The sequence below is a fragment of the Kribbella sp. NPDC051620 genome (assembly GCF_044453825.1).
In the GTDB taxonomy this organism is placed as follows: Bacteria; Actinomycetota; Actinomycetes; order Propionibacteriales; family Kribbellaceae; genus Kribbella.
Genome location: NZ_JBITDB010000001.1, coordinates 1,214,424 through 1,236,099, shown reverse-complemented (window position 1 = coordinate 1,236,099; position 21,676 = coordinate 1,214,424). Strand labels below are relative to the sequence as shown.

The following is a 21,676-nucleotide window of genomic DNA, read 5'->3' as shown; positions in this document are numbered from 1 at the left end:
TTGACAACCGGGGAACAACGACAGGCCGGTCCCGGTTGCCGAGGTATGAAGGGCTCGGGACGGCTGGGCGAGTAGGCTCGCTCACGGTGACGCGAGGGGGCGCGACGGCGTGTGGACGCCAGCGTCCGGCCGGCCCCTCGAGCGCCAGTTCCTGCAGTGTCAGCAGCCATCGAGAGGAGCGCCGCCGGCGTGACGGAGAAGACCAGCCCCAAGCTTGACTGGACCGAGCTCGACAAGCGCGCGGTCGACACCGTGCGGGTCCTCGCGCTGGACGCCGTGGAGAAGGTCGGCAACGGCCACCCCGGTACTGCGATGAGCCTCGCCCCCGCCGCGTATCTGCTGTTCCAGAAGGTGATGCGGCACAACCCCGCCGACCCGCACTGGGCCGGCCGCGACCGCTTCGTCCTGTCGGCCGGGCACTCCAGCCTGACCCTCTACATCCAGCTCTACCTGGCCGGCTTCGGCCTCGAGCTCGACGACCTGAAGTCGCTGCGTACCTGGGGCAGCGCGACTCCCGGCCACCCGGAGTACAGCCACACCCCCGGCGTCGAGACCACCACCGGTCCGCTGGGCCAGGGCGTCGGCAACGCTGTCGGCATGGCGATGGCGGCCCGTCGCGAGCGCGGTCTGCTCGACCCGAACACGGCCAGTGGTGAAAGTCTTTTCGACCACCGGGTGTACGTGATCGCATCGGACGGTGACCTGGAGGAGGGCATCTCCTCGGAGGCCTCCTCGCTGGCCGGCCACCAGAAGCTCGGCAACCTCACCGTCATCTACGACGCGAACAAGATCTCCATCGAGGACGACACCAACATCGCGTTCTCCGAGGACGTCGCCGCCCGCTACGCGGCGTACGGCTGGGACGTCCACGACGTCGACTGGACCAACGGCGGCACGGGCTACGAGGAAGACGTGCAGGCCCTGTACGACGCGATCGAGGCCGGCCACGCGGTCACCGACAAGCCGACCTTCATCCGGTTGCACACCATCATCGGCTGGCCGGCCCCGAACGCGCAGAACACCGGCAAGATCCACGGCTCGGCCGCCGGCGCCGCCGAGGTGGCCGCGACCAAGACCGTGCTCGGCCTGGACCCGGACAAGTCGTTCGACGTCCCCGACGACGTGATCGCGCACACCCGCGGCGCGATCGAGCGCGGCAAGGAACTGCAGGCCGAGTGGACGACGAAGTTCGACGCGTGGCGTCAGGCGGCGCCTGAGCAGGCCGCGCTCTTCGACCGGCTCGACAAGCACGAGCTGTCCCCGGGCTGGAAGGACGCGCTGCCGAGCTGGGAGGCCGACGCCAAGGGCGTCGCCACCCGGGCCGCCTCCGGTGAGGTTCTGACCAAGATCTCGCCGGCGCTGCCCGAGCTGTGGGGCGGTTCGGCCGACCTGGCCGGCTCCAACAACACGACCCCCAAGGGCCAGCCGTCGTTCATCCCGGCCGAGCACGCCACCAAGGAGTTCCAGGGCAACGAGTACGGCCGCGTCCTGCACTTCGGGATCCGCGAGCACGGCATGGGCTCGATCCTCAACGGCATCGCCCTGCACGGCGGCACCCGCCCGTACGGCGGTACCTTCCTGGTCTTCAGCGACTACATGCGTCCGGCCGTCCGGCTGGCCGCGCTGATGAAGCTGCCGGTCACCTACGTGTGGACGCACGACTCGATCGGCCTCGGCGAGGACGGCCCGACCCACCAGCCGATCGAGCACCTGGCCGCCCTGCGCGCCATCCCGGGCCTGGACGTGGTCCGCCCGGCCGACGCGAACGAGACGGCCGCCGCCTGGGCCACCATCCTCGAGCACACCGACCGTCCGGCCGGCCTCGTGCTGACCCGCCAGAACGTACCGACGTACCCGCGGGGCACCGACGGCTACGCGACGACGGAGAACGTCAGCAAGGGCGGTTACACCCTGCTCGACACCGACGGTGAGCCCGACGTGATCCTGATCGGCACCGGCTCGGAGGTCCAGCTGGCCGTCGAGGCGAGCAAGACGCTGGCCGCCGAGGGCATCAAGGCGCGGGTCGTCTCGATGGTGTCGCGCGAGTGGTTCGACGAGCAGGACGACGCGTACCGCGACTCGGTCATCCCGCCGAGCGTGAAGGCCCGGGTCTCGGTCGAGGCTGGGATCAAGCTCGGCTGGCGCGAGATCGTCGGCGACGCCGGCCGCAGCGTCAGCCTGGAGCACTACGGCGCTTCGGCCGACTACAAGAAGCTGTACACGGAGTTCGGCATCACCGCCGAAGCCGTCGTACAGGCAGCGAAGGACAGCATCGCCGCGGCAGCCGAGCTCGGTGGCAGCGGGGTACCGGCAGGACGTGCCGCGGCCGGACCAGTGGGTCCGGCAGACACCTACGCCGCCAAGTAAGCAACCACGACAGAACATTCGGAGGCTTCGGACATGACCGATCGTTTGAAAGACCTCGCCGACGCCGGCGTTTCCATCTGGCTCGACGACCTGTCCCGGCAGCGGCTGACCAGCGGCAGCCTGGCGAACCTGATCCACGACCAGCATGTCAGCGGGGTGACCACCAACCCGACCATCTTCGCGAAGGCGATCTCCGACGCCGGCGCGTACGCCGAGCAGGTCAACCGGCTCGGCGCCGAGGGTGTCTCGACCGACCAGGCGATCCGGGTGATCACCACCGACGACGTGCGCGACGCCGCCGACCTGTTCAAGCCCGTGTACGACGACACCGACGGTGTCGACGGCCGGGTCTCGATCGAGGTCGAGCCGGGCCTGGCCCGCGACACCGCCAAGACGATCGCCCAGGCCAAGGAGCTGTGGGAGACCGTCGGCCGGGAGAACGTCTTCGTCAAGATCCCCGCGACCAAGGAAGGCATCCCGGCGATCGCCGAGACGCTGGCCGCCGGGATCAGCGTGAACGTGACGCTGATCTTCTCCCTCGAGCGCTACAAGGCCGTCATGGACGCGTTCCTGACCGGCGTCGAGAAGGCGATCGACAACGGCCGCGACGTGACCAAGCTGGGCAGCGTCGCGTCCTTCTTCGTCAGCCGGGTCGACACCGAGATCGACAAGCGACTCGATGCCATCGGCACCGACGAGGCGAAGGCCCTGAAGGGCAAGGCCGCGATCGCCAACGCGCGGCTGGCCTACGAGGTGTACGAGGAGGTCTTCGCCTCCGACCGCTGGCGCGAGATCGAGACCGCCGGCGCCAAGCCGCAGCGCCCGCTCTGGGCCTCCACGGGCGTGAAGGACCCGGCGTACAAGGACACCCTGTACGTCGAGGAGCTGGTCGTCGCCAACGTCGTCAACACGATGCCGCAGGCAACGATGGACGCGTTCGCCGACCACGGCGAGGTGCGCGGCGACACGGTCACCGGTGACTACGACGCCGACCGCAAGGTGATCGCCGACCTGGAGAAGCTCGGCATCTCCTACGACGAGGTCGTGCAGGTGCTCGAGGACGAGGGCGTCAGCAAGTTCGACGTCTCCTGGACCGAGCTGCAGGACACCGTCACCGCGGCGCTGAAGGCGGCCGCCAAGTGACCGAGGCACTCGAGGTCAAGGCATACGGCGAAGGTTGGCGCGAGGTCGTCGACCGGCTGGTGAGCGAGAAGATCGCTTCCCGGATCGCCGCCAAGGATGCGACCGTCTGGGGCCCTGAGGCCGAGTCCGAGTCGGCCATCCGGCTCAGCTGGGTCGACCTGCACGACTCGTCCCGGCCCCTGCTGGCCGAGATCGAGGCACTGCAGGCCGACCTGCGCTCGGAGGGCCTGGACCGGATCGTGCTGGCCGGCATGGGCGGCTCGTCGCTGGCTCCGGAGGTCATCACGCGGACGGCGGGCGTGGAGCTCGTCGTGCTCGACTCGACCAACCCGAGCGTGATCGCCCGGGCGCTGGCCGGTGACCTGAGCAAGACGGTCATCGTGGTGTCCAGCAAGTCCGGCGGCACGGTCGAGACCGACAGCCAGCGCCGGGTCTTCGTCAAGGCGTTCACCGACGCCGGGATCGACGCCGCCTCCCGGGTGATCGTCGTGACCGATCCGGGCTCGCCGTTCCAGAAGCTGGCCGAGGACGAGGGCTACCGCAAGACGTTCCTGGCCGACCCGCACGTCGGTGGTCGCTACAGCGCCCTGACCGCCTTCGGTCTGGTTCCGTCGGCGCTCGCGGGCGCCGACGTGGCCGAGCTGCTCGATCAGGCGGCGTCGGCCGCTCCGGCGCTGCAGGCTGACGACGCGGAGAACCCGGCGCTGATTCTGGGGGCCGTACTGGCCGGCAGCCCGGGTCGCGACAAGGTGATCATCGCCGCGGGTGGCTCCTCGATCGTCGGCTTCCCCGACTGGGCCGAGCAGCTGATCGCGGAGAGTACCGGCAAGAACGGGACCGGCATCCTGCCGGTCGCGGTACGCAGCCTGAAGGCGCCGGAGCTGCACAGCGGCGCCGGGGACCTCATCCACGGCCTGCTGGCCGCGGACACCAGCTCCGCGACGGTCGCCTCCGGTACGCCGACGGTCGTCACCAGCGGCCCACTCGGCGCGCAGTTCCTGCTGTGGGAGACGGCGACAGCAGTCGCCGGGTACCTGCTCGGGATCAACCCGTTCGACCAGCCGGATGTCGAGAGCGCCAAGAAGGCCGCGCGCGGTCTGCTGGACGCTCAGCCGGAGCCGGAGGCCGCGGCCTTCACCGACGGCGCGATCGAGGTCCGCGGGACCGAGGGGCTGCTGGACGGCGTCGACACCGCTCAAGGCGCGATCGAGGCCCTGCTGAGTCAGCTGGCCGAGGATGGGTACCTCGCGGTGATGGCGTACCTGGACTCCCAGCGCGACGAGAAGCTGGTCGCCATTCGCCCGGCGCTGAGCAACCGTACCGGCCGTCCGGTGACCTTCGGCTGGGGCCCGCGCTTCCTGCACTCCACCGGGCAGTACCACAAGGGCGGCCACCCGCAGGGTGTGTTCCTGCAGATCACCACCTCGGAGTCGTCCGACGTGGAGATCCCGGACCGTCCGTTCAGCTTCGGCACGCTCATCTCGGCGCAGGCCGCGGGCGACGCCGGAGTCCTGGCCGACCGCGGCCGCCCGGTACTACGGCTGCACCTCACCGATCCCGCCGCCGGTGTCGAGCAGCTGATCGACCTACTGGACGCACACGACAAATCGGAGGACAGCGGCGCATGACCGCAGAACTCAACGAGGAGTCGACCGGCCCGGTGAACCCGCTGCGGGATCCCCAGGACCGTCGGCTCCCGCGGATCGCCGGGCCTTGCAGCCTGGTGATCTTCGGCGTCACCGGTGACCTGGCCCGCAAGAAGCTGATGCCGGCGGTGTACGACCTGGCGAACCGGGGCCTGTTGCCGCCCGGCTTCGCGCTGGTCGGTTTCGCCCGCCGCGACTTCACCAACCAGGACTTCGCCCAGATCGTGCACGACTCGGTGAAGGAGCACGCCCGGACCCCCTTCCGGGAGGAGGTCTGGCAGCAGCTCGCCGAGGGCTTCCGGTTCGTCCCCGGTGACCTGACCGACGACGAGGCGTTCAAGCGGCTCAAGGAGACGGTCGACGAGCTGGATGTCAACCGCGGTACGGGTGGCAACCACGCGTTCTACCTGTCCATCCCGCCGGGCCTGTTCCCGCAGGTCGTGCAGCAGCTGAACGAGCACGGACTGACCGAGGAGACCCCGGGTTCCTGGCGCCGGGTGGTGATCGAGAAGCCGTTCGGGCACGACCTGAAGAGCGCTCGTGAGCTGAACCACGTGGTCGAGTCGGTCTTCCCGCCCGAGGCGGTCTTCCGGATCGACCACTACCTGGGCAAGGAGACCGTCCAGAACATGCTGGCGCTGCGGTTCGCCAACGCCATGTTCGAGCCGGTCTGGAACAGCCACTACGTCGACCACGTGCAGATCACGATGGCCGAGGACATCGGCATCGGTGGCCGCGCCGGGTACTACGACGGCATCGGCGCCGCCCGGGACGTGATCCAGAACCACCTGCTCCAGTTGCTCGCGCTGATCGCGATGGAGGAGCCGGTCTCCTTCGACGCGTGGTCGCTGCGGCAGGAGAAGAAGAAGGTGCTCGCGGCGGTCAAGCTGCCCGAGGACCTCAGCCTGCACACCGCGCGCGGCCAGTACGCAGCCGGCTGGGCCGGTGGTACGAAGGTCAAGGGCTACCTGCAGGAGGACGGCATCCCGGCCGACTCCGCCACCGAGACCTTCGCCGCGCTGCGCGTGGACGTCGACACCCGCCGCTGGGCCGGTGTCCCGTTCTACCTGCGGACCGGCAAGCGGCTCGGCCGCCGGGTGACGGAGGTGGCCGTGATGTTCAAGCGCGCGCCGCATCTGCCGTTCACCAAGACGGAGACCGAGGAGCTCGGCCAGAACGCCCTGGTGATGCGGATCCAGCCCGACGAGGGCATCACCATGCGGTTCGGCGCCAAGGTGCCCGGCACGATGATGGAGATCCGGGACGTGAACATGGACTTCGCGTACGGCGGCTCCTTCACCGAGTCGTCGCCGGAGGCCTACGAGCGGCTGATCCTGGACGTGCTGCTCGGCGATCCGCCGTTGTTCCCGCAGCACACCGAGGTGGAGCTGGGCTGGAAGATCCTCGATCCGGTGATCAACTACTGGGCCGAGCACGGCAAGCCCGAGCAGTACGAGTCGGGCGCCTGGGGCCCGACCTCCGCCCACGAGATGCTCGCCCGCGACGGACGCGCTTGGAGGCGGCCATGATCATCGACCTCACCGACACGACGTCCAGCGAGATCGCGTCGGCACTGCTGCGGGCCCGCCGCAACGCCGGTTCGCCGGCGATGGGCATGGTCGGCACCATCGTGGTGGTCGTCGACGAGGCTTCCCACCACGACGCGATGAAGGCGGCGAACGAGGCCGGCCGCGAACACCCCTCACGGGTGCTGGTGGCGATCCTGCGTCCGGGCCGTGGCTCGGGCGGGCTGGATGCCGAAGTACGGGTCGGCGAAGGCATCCCCGGCGAGGCGGTGCTGCTCCGGCTGCACGGCGAGCTCGCCAAGGTGCCGGAGTCGGTCATCACGCCGCTGCTGCTGCCCGACTCCCCGGTCATCGTCTGGTGGCCGGGTGGCGGGCCGAAGGTGCCGCACGAGGACCCGCTGGGTGCGCTGGGCCGTCGCCGGGTGACCGACGCGGCCGCTGGTCGCCGGGCTGCGGTGGACTTCCCGGCGCGGGCCGAGGGCTACGCACCGGGCGACACGGACTTCGCGTGGTCGCGGCTGACGCCGTGGCGTGCGCTGATGGCTGCCGCGCTCGACCAGTACCCGACGAAGGTCTCGGGGGCCGAGGTGGTGTCGGCCAAGGGCAACGCCTCAGCCGATTTGATGGCGGCTTGGCTGCAGTGCCGTCTCGGCGTACCGGTGGAGCAGCGCAATTCGCGGGGGCCGGGGATCACCGCGGTACGGATGTTCACGCCGGCCGGGCCGATCGCGTTGACGCGGCCGGACGGTGCGGTGGCCACGTTCAGCATCCCTGGTCAGCCCGACCGGCCGGTGGCGCTGAAGCGGCGGAACACCTCCGAGCTGCTGAGCGAGGAGCTGCGGCGGCTGGACCCGGACGACGTGTACGCGCAGACGCTGGCGTGCCTGGTCGAGCGGGACAAGATGCCGGAGTCGGCCAAGATCGTCAGCGAGGCGGACCGGCGGTCCGTGCAGTCGGCCGCCGAGAAGGCTGCGTCTCGTACCGCGAGTGTGGCGGGCAAGGCGGCATCGGCCGAGCTCGAGGCCCACGCGGCCGATGCGAGCCGGAAGAAGCCTGGTCCGAAGAACGCGGCGAAGTCACCGGCGGCCAAGAAGGCGAGCGCGGCGGCCAAGTCGGCGCGCAAGGCGGTCGCCGCCAAGAAGGCCTCGGCGACGAAGAGCACTGCCACCAGGAGTACCGCCACGAAGGGTGCGGCGACCAAGAAGGCCGCGGCCAAGAAGGGCACGAGCAAGAGGGTGGCTGGCCGGTCATGAGTGATCCGTCGATCCTGATCAACCGCGACTCCGAGGGCCTTGCCCACGCCGTCGCGGCCAGGCTGATCACCAAGCTGGTCGACGCGCAGAGCGACGGCGGGGTCGCGCAGGTCGTACTGACCGGCGGCCGCGTCGCTGCGGTGGTCTACAAGGCCGTCGCGGAGTCACCGGCCCGTACTGCGATCGACTGGGGCCGGGTCGAGTTCTGGTGGGGCGACGAGCGCTTCCTGCCCGAGGGCGACCCGGAACGCAACGAGACCCAGGCGTGGGACGCGCTGCTGTCCCATGTGCCGGTCGACAAGGCGTTGGTGCACCCGATGCCAGCCGACACCGGTCAAGGCGCCGAGACGGCCGCTGCGGCGTACGCCGAGACGCTGGCGGCCGTCGCCGGTCCGCGTGACGGCGCGGTCGACGACGATGGCGAGGGACCGGCGTTCGGAGACGGCGTACCGGCGTTCGATGTGCTGATGCTCGGCGTCGGGCCGGACGGTCATGTCGCATCGCTGTTCCCCGAGAACCCTGCACGGACCGTCGTGGACAGCTCGACGGTCGCGGTGTTCGACTCCCCCAAGCCGCCGCCGACCCGGGTCTCACTGACCTTCCCGGCGCTGGCCAACGCGCGGGAGACCTGGTTCGTCGTCTCCGGCGAGGACAAGGCTGACGCAGTCGCTGACGCCCTCTCCGGCAAGGGCGACCTGCCCGCGTCGATCCCGAAGGGCATCGACCGCACGCTCTGGCTGATCGACGAGGCAGCTGCCTCGAAGCTCGCCAAGAACTGACCCCTGGCGGCCCGCTGCGCGAATGCGCAGCGGGCTGTTGTTTCGGTGGGTGCCGAACAGTGCCGATGGCACGATGGCTGTCATGACGACGTTTCGAGCGCTGCATGAAGCGACCACCGGATTTGTGATGCCGAACGCGTGGGATGCCGGCAGCGCCGTGCTGCTGGCGGAGGCCGGCTTCCCCGCGATCGCGACCACGAGCGCGGGTATCGCCTTCTCGCTCGCCAAGGGCGACCACACCCTGCCCGACGGCGCGCCGGCGGTCTCCCGCGAGCAGATGTTCGAGCGCATCCAGCAGATCACCGAGGCTTCCGGCGTACCGGTGAACGGCGATCTGGAGGACGGGTACGGCGAGAGCCCAGAACGAGTGGCCGACACGATCACCCTCGCCCGGCAAGCAGGCCTGGCCGGCGGCAACATCGAGGACTACGACGGCCACACCCTGTACGCCGAACAGCTCTCCGTCGACCGAATCGTCGCCGCCCGCGAAGCAGCCGGCCCGGACTTCGTCCTGACCGCCCGCACCGACGGCCAACTCCTCAAGACACCGGCTGCCCTGGCCGACTCGATCCGCCGGGCCAACCTCTACCGCGAAGCCGGCGCCGACTGCCTCTACGTCCCCGGCGTCAACGACCTCGGCACCATCGCCACCCTGGTCAAGGAGATCGACGGCCCACTCAACGTCGTGATCGGCCTGGGCACCAGCACCCTCACCACCCACGCCCTACTCGCTGCAGGCGTCAACCGAATCAGTCTCGGCGGCAGCATCGCCCGAGCCGCCCTGGCCTTCATCCGAGCAGCAGCCCAAGAGCTCATCACCCAGGGCACCATCACCTTCGCGGCGAACCAGATCCCGCAAGCCGAGCTGAACCAGCTCTTCGGCACACCGAAATGACAGCGCCCGGTTCGTCAGTGACGAACCGGGCGATGCCGAGGTGCGAGAGTCAGAAGATGATCTCGCCGCGGGCGCGGCGGGCGCGGAGCTTCTGCAGGGCTTCGTCGAGGATCTCGGCGGCCTCCTGCTCGCTGCGGCGTTCCTTCACGTACGCGAGGTGGGTCTTGTACGGCTCGATCTTGGTGGGGGGCGGCGGGTTGTTGACGTCGGTGCTGGTCGGCAGACCGCACCTCGGACAATCCCAGGCCTCCGGTACCGCCGCCTCCACCGCGAACACCGTCGCGGTCTCGTGCCCATTGGCACAGAAGAAGACGACCCGCTGGCGGGGCGCGGTGTCGCCGCGCTCCGCCTCGCCCATTGGTCCGGCACCTACCCGGCTGCCACGAATAGCACTGCCACCACCAGCCACGGGAGCTACTCCCCTCTCAGCCGAGCTTGTACAGCAGGCCGAGCCCGACGATGGCGGCGAACCAGATCAGGCCGACGCCGATCGTGATCCGGTCCAGGTTCCGTTCGGCCACCGACGACCCGCCCAGGCTGGACGAGACGCCGCCACCGAACAGGTCGGAGAGGCCGCCACCGCGGCCTTTGTGCAGCAGCACGAGCAGCGTGAGGATCAGGCTGCAGATGACGACGACGATCGAGAAAGCGAGAATCACGAGGAGTAGCCTAACTGAAGGTCCAGGTAACGGCAGATACCGGCGAACTCGTCCACCTTGAGGCTTGCTCCACCCACCAGGCAGCCGTCGACATCCGGCTGGGCCATGATGCCACCTGCGCTGGCCATCTTCACCGACCCCCCGTAAAGAATCCGTACCGAGTCGGCCACGGAGGGCGAATACGCCTCCTCGAGCCGGGCCCGGATCGCGCCGCAGACCTCCTGCGCGTCCTCGGGGGTGGCGACTTCGCCGGTACCGATCGCCCAGACCGGCTCGTAGGCGATCACCAGCTTGCGGATGTCGTCGGCCTTCAGCCCGGCGAAGGCGCCGTCGATCTGCTGCACGCAGTGGTCGACGTGGCCGTCGGCCTTGCGGACCTCCAGACCCTCGCCGACGCAGACGATCGGGACCAGGCCCTTCTCCAGCGCCTTCTTCGCCTTGGCGTTCACCAGCGCGTCGTCCTCGCCGTGGTACTGCCGGCGCTCGGAGTGGCCGGCCAGCACGTAGGTGCAGCCCAGCTTGACCAGCATGTCCGCCGAGATGTCGCCGGTGTAGGCGCCCTCGTCGCACTTGGAGACGTCCTGGGCGCCGTACTTGATCTTCATCCGGTCACCGTCGACCAGCGTCTGCACGCTGCGGATGTCGGTGAACGGCGGCAGCACGGCCACCTCGACCCGCTCGAAGTCGTGCTTCTTGTCCTGCAGCGTCCAGCTCAGCTTCTGCAGCAGGTGCACGGCCTCGACGTGGTTGACATTCATCTTCCAGTTGCCCGCCATCAACGGCGTACGGGCAGCCTTGGCCTCAGAGCCAGCCATTCGTTGTTACTCCTCTTCCAGCACAGCGAGACCCGGGAGCTCTTTGCCCTCCAGGTATTCCAGTGACGCGCCGCCACCGGTCGAGATGTGGCCGAACTGGTCGTCGGCGAAGCCCAGCTGCCGTACCGCGGCCGCCGAGTCACCACCACCGACCACGCTCAGTCCGTCCACCTCCGTCAACGCCTGCGCCACGGCCTTGGTTCCACCCGCGAACGCCTCCATCTCGAAGACGCCCATCGGGCCGTTCCAGAACACCGTCTTGGCCGACGCGATCTCCGCGGCGAACGCCTTGCCGGAGTCGGGGCCGATGTCCAGGCCGAGCTGGTCGGCCGGGATCGCGTCCGCGGCAACGACCGTGGCAGGCGAGTCGGCCTTGAACTCGGGCGCGACCACGATGTCGGTCGGCAGCACGATCTCGACGCCCTTGGCCTTCGCGGTCTCCAGGTAGCCCTTGACCGCGTCCAGCTGGTCTTCCTCGAGCAGGCTCTTGCCGACCTCGTGGCCCTGCGCCTTCAGGAACGTGAAGACCATGCCACCGCCGATCAGCAGCTTGTCGGCCTTGGCCAGCAGGTTGTCGATCACGGCCAGCTTGTCCGACACCTTCGCGCCACCCAGTACTACGACGTACGGGCGGGCCGGGTCCTCGGTGAGCTTCTTCAGCACCTCGACCTCGGCCAGCACCAGGCCGCCGGCGGCGTGCGGGAGCTTGCCGGCCACGTCGTACACGCTGGCCTGCTTGCGGTGCACGACGCCGAAACCGTCGCTGACGAACACGTCGGCCAGCCCGGCCAGCTCCTCGGCAAGCGCGCCGCGCTCGGCCTCGTCCTTGCTCTCCTCGCGAGCGTCGTACCGGACGTTCTCGAGCAGCAGTACCTCACCCTCGTCCAGCTCCTGGACGGCCTCCTGGGCGCTGTCGCCGGTGACGTCGGTGGCGAAGCGCACGGTGACGCCCTCGGGCTCCAGCAGTTCGCCGAGCCGCTTGGCGACCGGCGCCAGCGTGAACTCGGGGTTCGGCTTGCCCTTGGGCCGGCCGAGATGGGCGGTCACGATCACCTTGGCGCCGGCCTTGGCCAGCTTCAGCAGGGTCGGCACGCTGGCCCGGATCCGGCCGTCGTCGCCGATCTCGTCACCCTTGATCGGCACGTTCAGGTCGGAGCGCACCAGCACCCGGCGCCCCGCGAGGTCGCCCAGGTCTTCGATGGTCTTCACAGTTCTTGCTGTCCTGTCTCGAAACAGGCTTGCGCCCGAAGCGACACCAGGGTCACCTTCGGACGCAAGCTGTGGAACGGAACGTCAGAGCGAGGCGCCGACGTAGTTGACCAGGTCGACGAGACGGTTCGAGTAGCCCCACTCGTTGTCGTACCAGCCGACGACCTTCACCTGGTTGCCGAGCACCTTGGTCAGGCCGGCGTCGAAGATGCAGGAGGCCGGGTCGGTGACGATGTCGCTCGACACGATCGGGTCCTCGGTGTACCGCAGGTAGCCCTTGAGCGCACCTTCGGCGGCGGCCTTGACGGCTGCGTTGACCTCTTCGACCGAGGTCTCGCGGCCGACATTGACGGTCAGGTCGGTGGCGGAGCCGGTCGGCACCGGGACGCGCAGCGCGTAGCCGTCCAGCTTGCCCTTGAGCTCCGGCAGGACCAGGCCGATCGCCTTGGCGGCGCCGGTCGAGGTCGGGACCACGTTGATCGCCGCGGCGCGGGCGCGACGCAGGTCGGAGTGCGGGCCGTCCTGCAGGTTCTGGTCCTGGGTGTAGGCGTGCACCGTGGTCATCAGGCCCTGCTGGATGACGAACTCGTCGTGGATGGCCTTGGCCATCGGCGCGAGGCAGTTCGTGGTGCAGGACGCGTTCGAGATGACCGTGTGCTGGTCGGCGTCGTAGAGCTCGTGGTTGACGCCCATCACGATGGTCAGGTCCTCGTTCTTCGCCGGGGCGGAGATGATGACCTTCTTGGCGCCGTTGTCGGCGTGCGTCTTGGCCTTGGTGGCGTCGGTGAAGAAGCCGGTCGACTCGATCACGATGTCGGCGCCGACATCAGACCACTTCAGGTTCGCGGGGTCGCGCTCGGCGAACGCCTTGAAGGTGTGGCCGCCGACGCTGATGTCGGTGTCGGTGGCGGACACGTCGCCGGGAAAACGGCCCAGGATCGAGTCGTACTTGAGCAGGTGGGCCAGGGTCTGGTTGTCGGTCAAGTCGTTGACGGCGACGACCTCGATGTCGGCACCGGACGCCTGCACGGCGCGGAAGAAGTTACGGCCGATCCGGCCGAAGCCGTTGATACCTACGCGTACGGTCACGGGACTACGTCTCCTCAAACTAGCTTTCGAGCACTGCCGCTACACCCGAAACACTAGCCCAACAGCCCACTCGACCCACTGGTACCGTCCACATATAACCACCGTGACCCGCCGGTAGCCTCCGGAGCAGACCACTGAGAACGTCCGATGGCCCCCGGGACTTCTCCCGGAGGCCATCGACTCGTCACCGCTCGCCAACCAGGGTCAGCTGACGACGTTCACCGCCGTCCAGGCCTTGCCGACGGCCTGGACCTCGGCGCTACCGGCGCCGTACAGGTCGGTGGCCGCGGACAACGTGGCCGCCCGCGCCGCCTTGTAGTCCGAGCGCGAGGTCAGGTACGTCGTCAGCGCGCGGTACCAGATCTTCTCGGCCTTCGCGATGGTGATACCGGTGACCGTCACGCCGTTGGCCGTCGGGCTGTTGTAGGCGACCCCGTTGATCGTCTTCGCGCCGCTGCCCTCGGACAGCAGGTAGAAGAAGTGGTTGCCGACACCCGACGAGTAGTGCACGTTCAGCCGGCCCACGCTCTTCGACCAGAAGTCGGCGCTGAGGCCGTCCAGCGACGGCTTGTCCATCCGCCGGATGTAGTTGGTCGCCGGGTTGTAGTCGACGTAGATCTCCTCGCCCATCACGTAGTCCGGGGTGTCCGAAGCGTTCGCCGCGTAGAACTCGACCGCCGTGCCGAACATGTCCGACGTGGACTCGTTCAGGCCACCGGACTCGCCGCTGTACCGCAGACCGGCGGTCCGGCTGGTGACACCGTGACTCATCTCGTGCCCCGCGATGTCGAGCTCCACCAGCGGCAGGATGCCCTGACCGGGATCACCGTCGCCGTAGGTCATGCAGAAGCAGGAGTCGGACCAGCCGGCGTTCACGTACGCGCCGTCGTGCACGTACGACTTGGCGCCCTTGCCGTCGTTGGCGATGCCGTTGCGGCCATGGACGTTCTTGTAGTAGTCCCAGGTCTTCGCGATGCCGTAGTGGGCGTCCACCCCGGCGGTCTGCGCGTTGCTGTTCGAGCCGGTGCCCCAGACGTTGTCGGCGTCGGTGAAGAGCACCCCGGCGTTGTACGTCGCGTTGCCGCCGCGGACCGGGTCGACCATCGAGTAGCTGGTGGCACCCTTCGTGGTGTCGAGACCGACGGTTCCGACGTACAGGCCGGTGCCGCTGCCCAGGTCGTCCTGAACGGTGCTCCAACTGTCGAGCACCTTGCCGTTCTGGGCGTCGACGTACGTCTCGGTGCCGGTCGGCTGGCCGTCCGCCTTGCGACCGGTGCTGGTCACCTTGTACGCCAGCCGCGACTGGCCGGCGTTCGTCACGAAGACGACCAACTGCTGCTTGCCGGTCTTCTGCTTGGCGGCGGCGAGCGCGGTCGAGGCCGCGACGGTCGGCTTGGTGGACAGGCTCAGCGCGCCGACCCCACCCGAGGTCGCCCGGACGGCCCCTGCCTTCGTCTGGTGGACGACGAAGTCACCGCCGACCACGGGCAGGCCCTGGTACGTCCGGTCGAAGCGGACGTGGCTGGTGCCGTCGGCGTCGACGACGACATCGCGGGGTTTGAGGTCGTCGGAGCCACCGAGCCCCAACTTGGCCGCGTTGGCCCGCGCCGCGCTGACCGGCGACGGCGCCTGGTCGGCGCTCGGCGGTGCTGCGTTGACCCCACTGACGTTCGACAGGCCGGCAACGGCGGCGATCGCCGCGACTGCCAGACCCGCGCGGAAACTGCGCTTCATGTGTGTGCTCCCTTGGGCGGAAACCACGGTGGGAGCCGGTCTGGCTCCCACCATGCGATGGGCACGCACACTTTGCGCCGCGCGAACGGCTCAGCGGAACGGATCGTCCTGACAAAACGGCGGAATCGCGCGGAATTCAGGGAAATCCTTCGGACGACGCAGCGTCCGGGTCAGGTCACGCAGGGTCGAGCATGTCCGGGGTGAGGTTGGCCTCGGTGTTGGGGATGCCGAGGTCCGCGGCGCGCTTGTCGGCCATTGCGAGCAGGCGACGGATGCGGCCGGCGACCGCGTCCTTGGTCAGCGCCGGCTCGTGCAGTTGGCCGAGCTCCTCGAGGCTGGCCTGCTTGTGCTCCAGCCGCAGCTTGCCTGCCACCTGCAGGTGGTCCGGTACGTCGTCACCGAGGATCTCCAGCGCCCGCTCGACCCGTGCACCGGCCGCGACGGCGGCCCGCGCGGAACGGCGCAGGTTCGCGTCGTCGAAGTTGGCCAGCCGGTTCGCCGTGGCGCGGACCTCGCGCCGCATCCGGCGCTCTTCCCAGGCCAGTACCGACTCGTGCGCGCCGAGCCGCGTCAACAGCGCGCCGATCGCGTCGCCGTCACGGATCACCACGCGGTCCACATTGCGGACCTCGCGCGCCTTCGAGCCGATCCCAAGTCGTCGCGCGGCACCGACGAGAGCCAACGCTGCCTCCGGGCCGGGGCACGTGACCTCAAGCGACGAGGACCGGCCAGGCTCGGTCAGCGACCCGTGCGCCAGGAACGCGCCCCGCCAAGCCGCCACAGCGTCGCAAGACGCCCCGGACACGACCGCCGGAGGGAGACCCCGCACCGGCCGGCCACGGTTGTCCACCAGGCCGGTCTGCCGCGCCAGCGCATCACCGTCACGGACGACCCGTACGACGTACTTGGTCTGCTTCCTGATTCCGGACGGCGAGATCACCACCACGTCCGACGGATGCCCGAAGATCTCCGCGATGTCCTTGCGCAACCGCCGTGCGGCCGCACCGCTGTCGAGCTCCGCCTCCACCACGATCCGGCCGGACACGATGTGCAGACCGCCCGCGAACCGCAGCACGGAGGACACCTCGGCCTTGCGGCAACAGGGTTTGGTGACCTGGATACTGGTCAGCTCGGACTTCACCTGTGCTGTCATCGCCATGTAGTGAATCCTCCCACCGCTGTCAAAGACCCTCGCCTCACCTGTGGTCCAACTGTCAGAAGTGGCTGGTGTTACGCGTTGCGGCAACCTTTCGTGTCACTGAGCTCGTTACTCCCCCGACGAGAGGAGCGCGTGGATGCGAAGACGCGACGAGGCGGACTTCACCGAGTTCGCCGGTGCGGCCATCGGCAGGCTGCGGCGGACGGCGTACCTGATGTGCGGCGACTGGCACCGCGCCGAGGACGCCGCACAGGACGCCCTGGTCCGGATCTACCGGCGCTGGGACAAGCTCAACCGGCAGAACGGCCTCACCACCTACGCGCACAAAGCCGTCGTCTCCGTCGTACTCGACCAGTCCAGACGCCCGTGGCGCCGCGAACACACCACCGCCGAACCAGGCGACCTGCCGTGCCCCGACGCGGCCAGGACGATCGACGACCGGCAGCTCGTGATCGCTGCGCTGGAAGGCATCCCGGCCGGCCAGCGAGCCTGCGTCGTACTGCGCCACTACGCCGACCTCAGCATCGAGGAGACGGCCCAGGTGCTGGGCATCTCGATCGGCACCGTCAAGAGCCAGACCTCCAAGGGCCTGCTCGCCCTCCGCGCCCAACTCGGCGAAAGGACATCGTCATGAGCAAGGACATCGAAGGCCTGCTCGCTACCGCCGCCGATGACGCCGACCAGCCACTGCGGCACTCCGTCGACGACATCGTCCGGCGCGGCCGCCGCTCGGTCCGCCACCGCCGGCTCGCAGCCGTCGCCACCGCCGGTCTCACCGCGGCCGTGGCCGTCACCGGGGTCGCGGTCTGGCAGGGCGATCGGAACGATGGATTCGGACCGGCCGAGTTCGGCCGGACCAAGCCCGCGCCATCGGTGAGCCCGCTGGCAGACGCCGAGATCATCAAGCGCTGCGGCCAGAACGACAAGGAATGGCTGGAGTCCCCCGCGGCCGGCGACGACAAGGCCGGTCCGATCGACCAGAGGTGGACGGTCCCGCTCAAGACCGGCCGCGGCGACGTCTTCCTCGCCTACCTGGTCTCCCCCGACCGTACCGTCATCGGAACCTGCCACATGAAGGGCAAGACGATCAGTACCGGCGAATCCTCTTACGGCCGGGAGCTGATGGCGAACCAGTCGGATCACCCACCGCAGGCGCAACCCGCGGCAGGCCCCAGCGAGAACTGGACGCGAGTACCTCCGACCGTCAACCGGCTCGTCGCGGTACCGCCGAACGGCGAGCCGTGGGAAGCGCTCGTCTCGAACGGCTTCTTCGCCTGGGGAATCCCAGATCCGGCCGGACAGCAGCAGGTTCTGGTCACGATCGTGGGCCTCGACGCGAACGGCAAGGTCGTGTTCAGGGCGAAGTCGGCGATCAGCCCTGGCTGAGCTACTCGAAGAGTTCGCGGTAGATCTTGGCGAGCTTGCCCGGGTCGTGGTGCAGGTGGCGGGCTTCGTCGGCGATGTCGGCTATCACCAGATGCGCGCCGAGGGAGTCCGCGGTACGGCGAAGCGACGCTGGATCGGGTACATGCTGCTCATCGGCGAGGACCACATCGATGCGGAGGTCCGGGGCGTGGGCGGCCAGTACTTCGAGATGGGTCTCCGGCGAGAAGCCGTCCGTCTCGCCCTTCTGCTCGCCGAGGTTGAGGGTGAGCAACCGTCGCGCGCTCGTCTCCTGGAGGCCGCGAGACAGGGCCGGGACGAGCAGGTTCGGGATGACCGAGGTGAACCAGGAGCCGGGGCCGACGACGACCCAGTCGGCTTCGGCGATCGCGACGAGCGCTTCCGGGCAGGCTGGTGGGTCCGCTGGGTCGAGGGAGACGTCCACCACTTGGCCTTCAGTGGTGGCGACCTCGGCCTGGCCTCGGATCTCGGTGATCGCCTCGGGGTGGGCGGGGTCGAGTCCGATCACCCGGGCGGTGATGTCCAGCGGTACGGCCGACATCGGCAGTACCCGGCCTTGTGCGCCGAGCAGCCGGGCGACCCAGTCCAGGCCGTCGACGGCCTCGCCGAGCAGCTCCCACAACGCGACGATCAGCAGGTTGCCGACCGCGTGGTCGTGCAATTCGCCGTCACTGCGGAATCGATGCTGCAAGACGTCAGCCCACGTGCGGCCCCACTCGTCGTCGCGGCACAGCGCGGCCAGTGCCATCCGCAGATCGCCTGGCGGAAGTACGCCGAGCTCCTTGCGGAGCCGGCCCGACGAACCGCCGTTGTCGGCGACCGTGACGACCGCGGTGAGCTGGTCGGTGACCTGACGCAGTGCGGACAGCGAGGCGGCGAGGCCGTGCCCACCACCCAATGCGACGACCCGTGGAGCCCGCGTCACTCCCGCCCCAGATCCCGGTGCACTACCAACGTCGGTGAACCCTTCTCGCGCAGCCGTTTGCCGATCTCCTCGGCCATCGCGACGCTCCGGTGCTTGCCGCCGGTGCAGCCGATCGCGACCGTGACGAATCGCTTGCCCTCGTTCAGATAACCGGTCCGCAGCGTGTCCAGCACGTCCACATAGTTCTGCAGGAACTGCTGGGCCAGCGGATGACCGAGCACGAAGTCTGACACAGGCTTGTCCTGGCCCGTCATCGGGCGCAGGTCGGGCTGCCAGTACGGGTTCGGGATGAACCTCATGTCGGCCACCACGTCGGCGTCGACCGGGATCCCGTACTTGAAACCGAACGACACCACGGTGGCCCGCAGCTCGGCGTTGTCCTCGTCGCCGAAGGCGTTGACGATCTTCGCGGCGAGCTGGTGGATGTTCAGGTTCGAGGTGTCGATCACCATGTCGGCGCCGGCCCGGATGTCGCCGAGCAGCTCGCGCTCGCGCTGGATCCCGGTCAGCAGCCGGCCCTCGCCCTGCAGCGGGTGCGGCCGCCGGACGCTCTCCTGCCGGCGCACGATCACGTCGTCGGAGGCCTCCAGGAACAGCGTCACCGGCCGGTAGCCCTTGGTCCGCAGGTCCTGGATCGCCGAGCCCAGCTCGTCGAAGAACATCCCGGTCCGGACGTCGACCACGATCGCCAGCCGCGGCGAGGCGCCGGTACCGACGATCTGCTCGACGATCGTGGTCAGGAACATCGGCGGCAGGTTGTCGACCACGAACCAGCCGAGGTCCTCCAGCACGTCCGCGACCGAGCTCCGTCCCGCGCCGGACATCCCGGAGACGATGATCAGGTTGCTGCTCGAATCGTCCATCAGTTCTCAGTTCTCCCCGTTGGTTCCCCGTGGCGCAGGCCGGTGAGCTCCGGCCCGTCGTCGTCCAGTATCTCGCCCGTCGCGGTGTTGACCGACGGCGCTCGGGAGGTGTCGGCCTTCGTTGCCGCCGAGTTCACCGCCAGTACGACGGACTCGGCCGTCCGGCGCCCGAACCCGGGCAGCTCGGCGACCTCGTCGACAGTGGCCTGGCGCAGCTTCTTCAACGACCCGAAATGCTTGAGCAGCGTCTTGCGCCGTACTTCGCCCAGCCCGGCGACCTCGTCGAGCACGCTCTCCACCATCGACTTCGACCGGCGGTTGCGGTGATGCGTGATCGCGAACCGGTGGGCCTCATCGCGCAGTCGCTGCAACAGGTACAGGCCTTCGGACGTACGGGAGAAGATGACTGGGTCCTCGTCGTCGGGCAGCCAGACCTCCTCGAGCCGCTTGGCCAGGCCGCAGACCGGGATGTCGCCGAGACCGAGCTCGTCCATCGCCTGCCGGGCGGCCGCGACCTGTGGCGGGCCACCGTCGACGACGACCAGGCTCGGGGTGTAGGCGAACTTCTTCGCCCGGCCGGTGTCCGGATCGATCAGGTACGCCGTCGGGTCCTCGCCGTCGGGGATGCCGGCCCGGTCCTCCAGCATCCGCTTGAACCGCCGGGTCAGCACCTCGGCGATCGAGGCGACGTCGTTCTGGCCGTCGACGCCCTTGATGACAAACCGGCGGTACTCGCTCTTGCGCGGCAGGCCGTCCTCGAAGACCACCATCGAGGCGACCACCTCGGTGCCCTGCAGGTTCGAGACGTCGTAGCACTCCATCCGCAGCGGGACCTCGGGTAGGTCGAGCGCGGCCTGAATCTCCTCCAGCGCGAGGTTGCGGGTGGTCAGATCGCTCGCCCGCTTGGTCTTGTGCATCGCGAGCGTCTGCTGCGCGTTGCGCTCGACGGTCGCCATCAGGTCCTTCTTGTCACCGCGTTGCGGCACCCGGATCGCCACCCGCGAGCCACGGAACTCGGACAGCCACTCGACCAGCGCCTCCTCCCCCGCCGGCAGCGTCGGTACCAGGATCTCCCGCGGAATCGCGTCCGCGTTCTCCCCTGCGTACAGCTGCTGAATGAACCGCTCGACCAGGTCGGCCGTCGTCGCGTCACCGTCGGCCTTGTCCGCGATCCAACCGCGCTGACCACGGATTCGGCCGCCACGCACATAGAAGATCTGTACCGCGACCTCGAGCGGGTCCTCCGAGAGCGCGATCACGTCCGTGTCCGTACCGTCGCCGAGGACGACCGCGTTCTTCGCGAGCGCCTTGTCGAGCGCACTCAGGTCGTCCCGGATCTTCGCGGCCCGCTCGTACTCCAGCTCGGCCGCCGCGGCCTTCATCTCCTTCTCCAGCCGGCGCACGTACGTCGCGGTCTGGCCGGACAGGAACGCGGAGAAGTCCTCGACGATCTTGCGATGCTCGTCCTGGCTCACCTGGCCGGTGCAGGGTGCCGCGCACTTGCCGATGTAGCCGAGCAGACAGGGCCGGCCGATCTGGCGGTGCCGGTTGAAGACGCCCTTGCTGCACGAGCGCATCGGGAACACCCGCAGCAGCAGGTCGACGGTCTCCCGGATCGCCCAGGCGTGGCTGTACGGACCGAAGTACCGGACGCCCTTCTTCTTCGGGCCGCGGCCGACCATCACCCGCGGGTACTCCTCGTTGAGGGTGATCGCGAGCCACGGGTACGACTTGTCGTCGCGGTACTTCACGTTGAAGCGCGGGTCGTACTCCTTGATCCAGGAGTACTCCAGTTGCAGCGACTCGACCTCGTTGGCCACCACCGTCCAGTCGACCTTCGCCGCGGACGTCACCATCGTCTGGGTCCGCGGGTGCAGGTTGACCAGGTCCTGGAAGTACGACGACAGCCGCGAGCGCAGGTTCTTCGCCTTGCCGACGTAGATCACCCGCCCGCTGGAGTCGCTGAAGCGGTAGACACCGGGCGAGTCGGGAATCGATCCGGGGGCGGGACGGTAGGAGGAGGGATCAGCCACCGACCCAGCCTAGTTCGCCCTGCCGACAGAACACGCCGGACCTAACGATCGTCCGGCGGTCGTGTTGCGGGTTGCCTCATATGGCTCGGTTGATCACGGCTTGGGATGGGCGCGGTCCGTAGCTTGTCACTCAGGGTTGACGTGCAGGATCCGTGCGTGAGGCAACCGGGCCCGCGC

19 protein-coding genes are annotated in these 21,676 nt (G+C 68.9%); 9 read left to right on the top strand and 10 right to left on the bottom strand.

The genetic code is table 11. From position 1 onward, the window contains the following. The first annotated feature begins 189 nt into the window (after positions 1–189). The 7 genes from tkt (at position 190) to ACIA12_RS05375 (ending at position 9,609) form a co-directional block, all read left to right on the top strand. Complete coding sequence (tkt, locus tag ACIA12_RS05405; RefSeq protein WP_396365570.1) at positions 190–2,367, top strand: transketolase; 2,178 nt, start codon at positions 190–192, stop codon at positions 2,365–2,367. Positions 2,368–2,400: 33 nt separating this feature from the next. Continuing rightward, positions 2,401–3,510 (top strand): transaldolase, encoded by a 1,110-nt coding sequence (tal, locus tag ACIA12_RS05400; RefSeq protein WP_396365569.1) that lies wholly within the window; start codon positions 2,401–2,403, stop codon positions 3,508–3,510. Further along, positions 3,507–5,138 carry a glucose-6-phosphate isomerase gene (locus ACIA12_RS05395; RefSeq protein ID WP_396365568.1) on the top strand — a complete coding sequence of 544 codons (1,632 nt, stop codon included), beginning with the start codon at positions 3,507–3,509 and terminating at the stop codon, positions 5,136–5,138. Before tal ends, ACIA12_RS05395 begins: the two co-directional genes overlap by 4 nt. Next, on the top strand, positions 5,135–6,685 hold the full coding sequence (gene zwf / locus ACIA12_RS05390; protein WP_396365567.1) for a glucose-6-phosphate dehydrogenase: 1,551 nt from the start codon (positions 5,135–5,137) through the stop codon (positions 6,683–6,685). The genes ACIA12_RS05395 and zwf overlap by 4 nt, the downstream gene beginning before the upstream one ends. Then, the gene (locus ACIA12_RS05385; protein WP_396365566.1) at positions 6,682–7,935 is read left to right on the top strand and encodes a glucose-6-phosphate dehydrogenase assembly protein OpcA; all 1,254 of its coding nucleotides are present in this window, start codon (positions 6,682–6,684) and stop codon (positions 7,933–7,935) included. Before zwf ends, ACIA12_RS05385 begins: the two co-directional genes overlap by 4 nt. Continuing rightward, positions 7,932–8,714 carry a 6-phosphogluconolactonase gene (gene pgl, locus ACIA12_RS05380; RefSeq protein ID WP_396365565.1) on the top strand — a complete coding sequence of 261 codons (783 nt, stop codon included), beginning with the start codon at positions 7,932–7,934 and terminating at the stop codon, positions 8,712–8,714. The genes ACIA12_RS05385 and pgl overlap by 4 nt, the downstream gene beginning before the upstream one ends. A gap of 82 nt (positions 8,715–8,796) precedes the next feature. Further along, positions 8,797–9,609, top strand: a complete 813-nt coding sequence (locus ACIA12_RS05375; RefSeq protein WP_396365564.1) for an isocitrate lyase/phosphoenolpyruvate mutase family protein — start codon at positions 8,797–8,799, stop codon at positions 9,607–9,609. A 49-nt stretch (positions 9,610–9,658) separates the two neighbouring features. Here the strand turns inward: ACIA12_RS05375 and ACIA12_RS05370 are convergent, their stop codons facing one another. The 7 genes from ACIA12_RS05370 to whiA all read right to left on the bottom strand — a co-directional run bounded on the left by ACIA12_RS05370 (position 9,659) and on the right by whiA (position 16,274). Further along, positions 9,659–10,018, bottom strand: a complete 360-nt coding sequence (locus tag ACIA12_RS05370) for an RNA polymerase-binding protein RbpA (RefSeq protein WP_026162441.1) — start codon at positions 10,016–10,018, stop codon at positions 9,659–9,661. Positions 10,019–10,034: 16 nt separating this feature from the next. Continuing rightward, on the bottom strand, positions 10,035–10,268 hold the full coding sequence (secG, locus tag ACIA12_RS05365; RefSeq protein ID WP_328324205.1) for a preprotein translocase subunit SecG: 234 nt from the start codon (positions 10,266–10,268) through the stop codon (positions 10,035–10,037). Then, positions 10,265–11,083 (bottom strand): triose-phosphate isomerase, encoded by an 819-nt coding sequence (tpiA, locus tag ACIA12_RS05360; RefSeq protein WP_396365563.1) that lies wholly within the window; start codon positions 11,081–11,083, stop codon positions 10,265–10,267. Before tpiA ends, secG begins: the two co-directional genes overlap by 4 nt. Positions 11,084–11,089: 6 nt before the next feature. Beyond that, the gene (locus ACIA12_RS05355) at positions 11,090–12,292 is read right to left on the bottom strand and encodes a phosphoglycerate kinase (protein WP_396365562.1); all 1,203 of its coding nucleotides are present in this window, start codon (positions 12,290–12,292) and stop codon (positions 11,090–11,092) included. An 84-nt stretch (positions 12,293–12,376) separates the two neighbouring features. Next, positions 12,377–13,381 (bottom strand): type I glyceraldehyde-3-phosphate dehydrogenase, encoded by a 1,005-nt coding sequence (gene gap, locus ACIA12_RS05350; RefSeq protein WP_328324211.1) that lies wholly within the window; start codon positions 13,379–13,381, stop codon positions 12,377–12,379. 204 nt (positions 13,382–13,585) lie between these two features. Next, positions 13,586–15,115 carry a M4 family metallopeptidase gene (locus tag ACIA12_RS05345; RefSeq protein ID WP_396365561.1) on the bottom strand — a complete coding sequence of 510 codons (1,530 nt, stop codon included), beginning with the start codon at positions 15,113–15,115 and terminating at the stop codon, positions 13,586–13,588. A 175-nt stretch (positions 15,116–15,290) separates the two neighbouring features. After that, positions 15,291–16,274, bottom strand: a complete 984-nt coding sequence (gene whiA / locus ACIA12_RS05340; RefSeq protein ID WP_020384835.1) for a DNA-binding protein WhiA — start codon at positions 16,272–16,274, stop codon at positions 15,291–15,293. Between the two features lie 136 nt (positions 16,275–16,410). On the opposite strand from whiA, the gene ACIA12_RS05335 reads away from it, so the two are divergent. Both ACIA12_RS05335 and ACIA12_RS05330 read left to right on the top strand, forming a co-directional pair. Beyond that, positions 16,411–16,908, top strand: a complete 498-nt coding sequence (locus tag ACIA12_RS05335) for a SigE family RNA polymerase sigma factor (protein WP_396365560.1) — start codon at positions 16,411–16,413, stop codon at positions 16,906–16,908. Continuing rightward, positions 16,905–17,660, top strand: coding sequence for a hypothetical protein (locus ACIA12_RS05330; RefSeq protein WP_396365559.1), 756 nt, complete (start codon positions 16,905–16,907; stop codon positions 17,658–17,660). The genes ACIA12_RS05335 and ACIA12_RS05330 overlap by 4 nt, the downstream gene beginning before the upstream one ends. 1 nt (position 17,661) lies before the next feature. Here ACIA12_RS05330 and yvcK read toward each other — a convergent pair whose 3' ends face one another. Genes yvcK through uvrC form a run of 3 tightly spaced genes read right to left on the bottom strand, consistent with a single transcriptional unit; the run spans position 17,662 to position 21,499 of the window. Continuing rightward, entirely contained in the window at positions 17,662–18,603 is a 942-nt protein-coding gene (gene yvcK, locus ACIA12_RS05325) for a uridine diphosphate-N-acetylglucosamine-binding protein YvcK (RefSeq protein WP_396365558.1), read from the bottom strand. Then, complete coding sequence (rapZ, locus tag ACIA12_RS05320; RefSeq protein ID WP_396365557.1) at positions 18,600–19,466, bottom strand: RNase adapter RapZ; 867 nt, start codon at positions 19,464–19,466, stop codon at positions 18,600–18,602. The genes yvcK and rapZ overlap by 4 nt, the downstream gene beginning before the upstream one ends. Further along, the gene (uvrC, locus tag ACIA12_RS05315) at positions 19,466–21,499 is read right to left on the bottom strand and encodes an excinuclease ABC subunit UvrC (RefSeq protein ID WP_396365556.1); all 2,034 of its coding nucleotides are present in this window, start codon (positions 21,497–21,499) and stop codon (positions 19,466–19,468) included. Before uvrC ends, rapZ begins: the two co-directional genes overlap by 1 nt. Between the last annotated feature and the right edge of the window lie 177 nt (positions 21,500–21,676).

Coding starts and splice junctions, on each gene's coding strand:
- ACIA12_RS05375 (WP_396365564.1), top strand. CDS start 8,797: ATGACGACGTTTCGAGCGCTGCATGAAGCGACCACCGGATTTGTGATG.
- whiA (WP_020384835.1), bottom strand. CDS start 16,274: ATGGCGATGACAGCACAGGTGAAGTCCGAGCTGACCAGTATCCAGGTC.
- tal (WP_396365569.1), top strand. CDS start 2,401: ATGACCGATCGTTTGAAAGACCTCGCCGACGCCGGCGTTTCCATCTGG.
- tpiA (WP_396365563.1), bottom strand. CDS start 11,083: ATGGCTGGCTCTGAGGCCAAGGCTGCCCGTACGCCGTTGATGGCGGGC.
- ACIA12_RS05345 (WP_396365561.1), bottom strand. CDS start 15,115: ATGAAGCGCAGTTTCCGCGCGGGTCTGGCAGTCGCGGCGATCGCCGCC.
- zwf (WP_396365567.1), top strand. CDS start 5,135: ATGACCGCAGAACTCAACGAGGAGTCGACCGGCCCGGTGAACCCGCTG.
- pgl (WP_396365565.1), top strand. CDS start 7,932: ATGAGTGATCCGTCGATCCTGATCAACCGCGACTCCGAGGGCCTTGCC.
- ACIA12_RS05330 (WP_396365559.1), top strand. CDS start 16,905: ATGAGCAAGGACATCGAAGGCCTGCTCGCTACCGCCGCCGATGACGCC.
- ACIA12_RS05385 (WP_396365566.1), top strand. CDS start 6,682: ATGATCATCGACCTCACCGACACGACGTCCAGCGAGATCGCGTCGGCA.
- ACIA12_RS05335 (WP_396365560.1), top strand. CDS start 16,411: ATGCGAAGACGCGACGAGGCGGACTTCACCGAGTTCGCCGGTGCGGCC.
- rapZ (WP_396365557.1), bottom strand. CDS start 19,466: ATGGACGATTCGAGCAGCAACCTGATCATCGTCTCCGGGATGTCCGGC.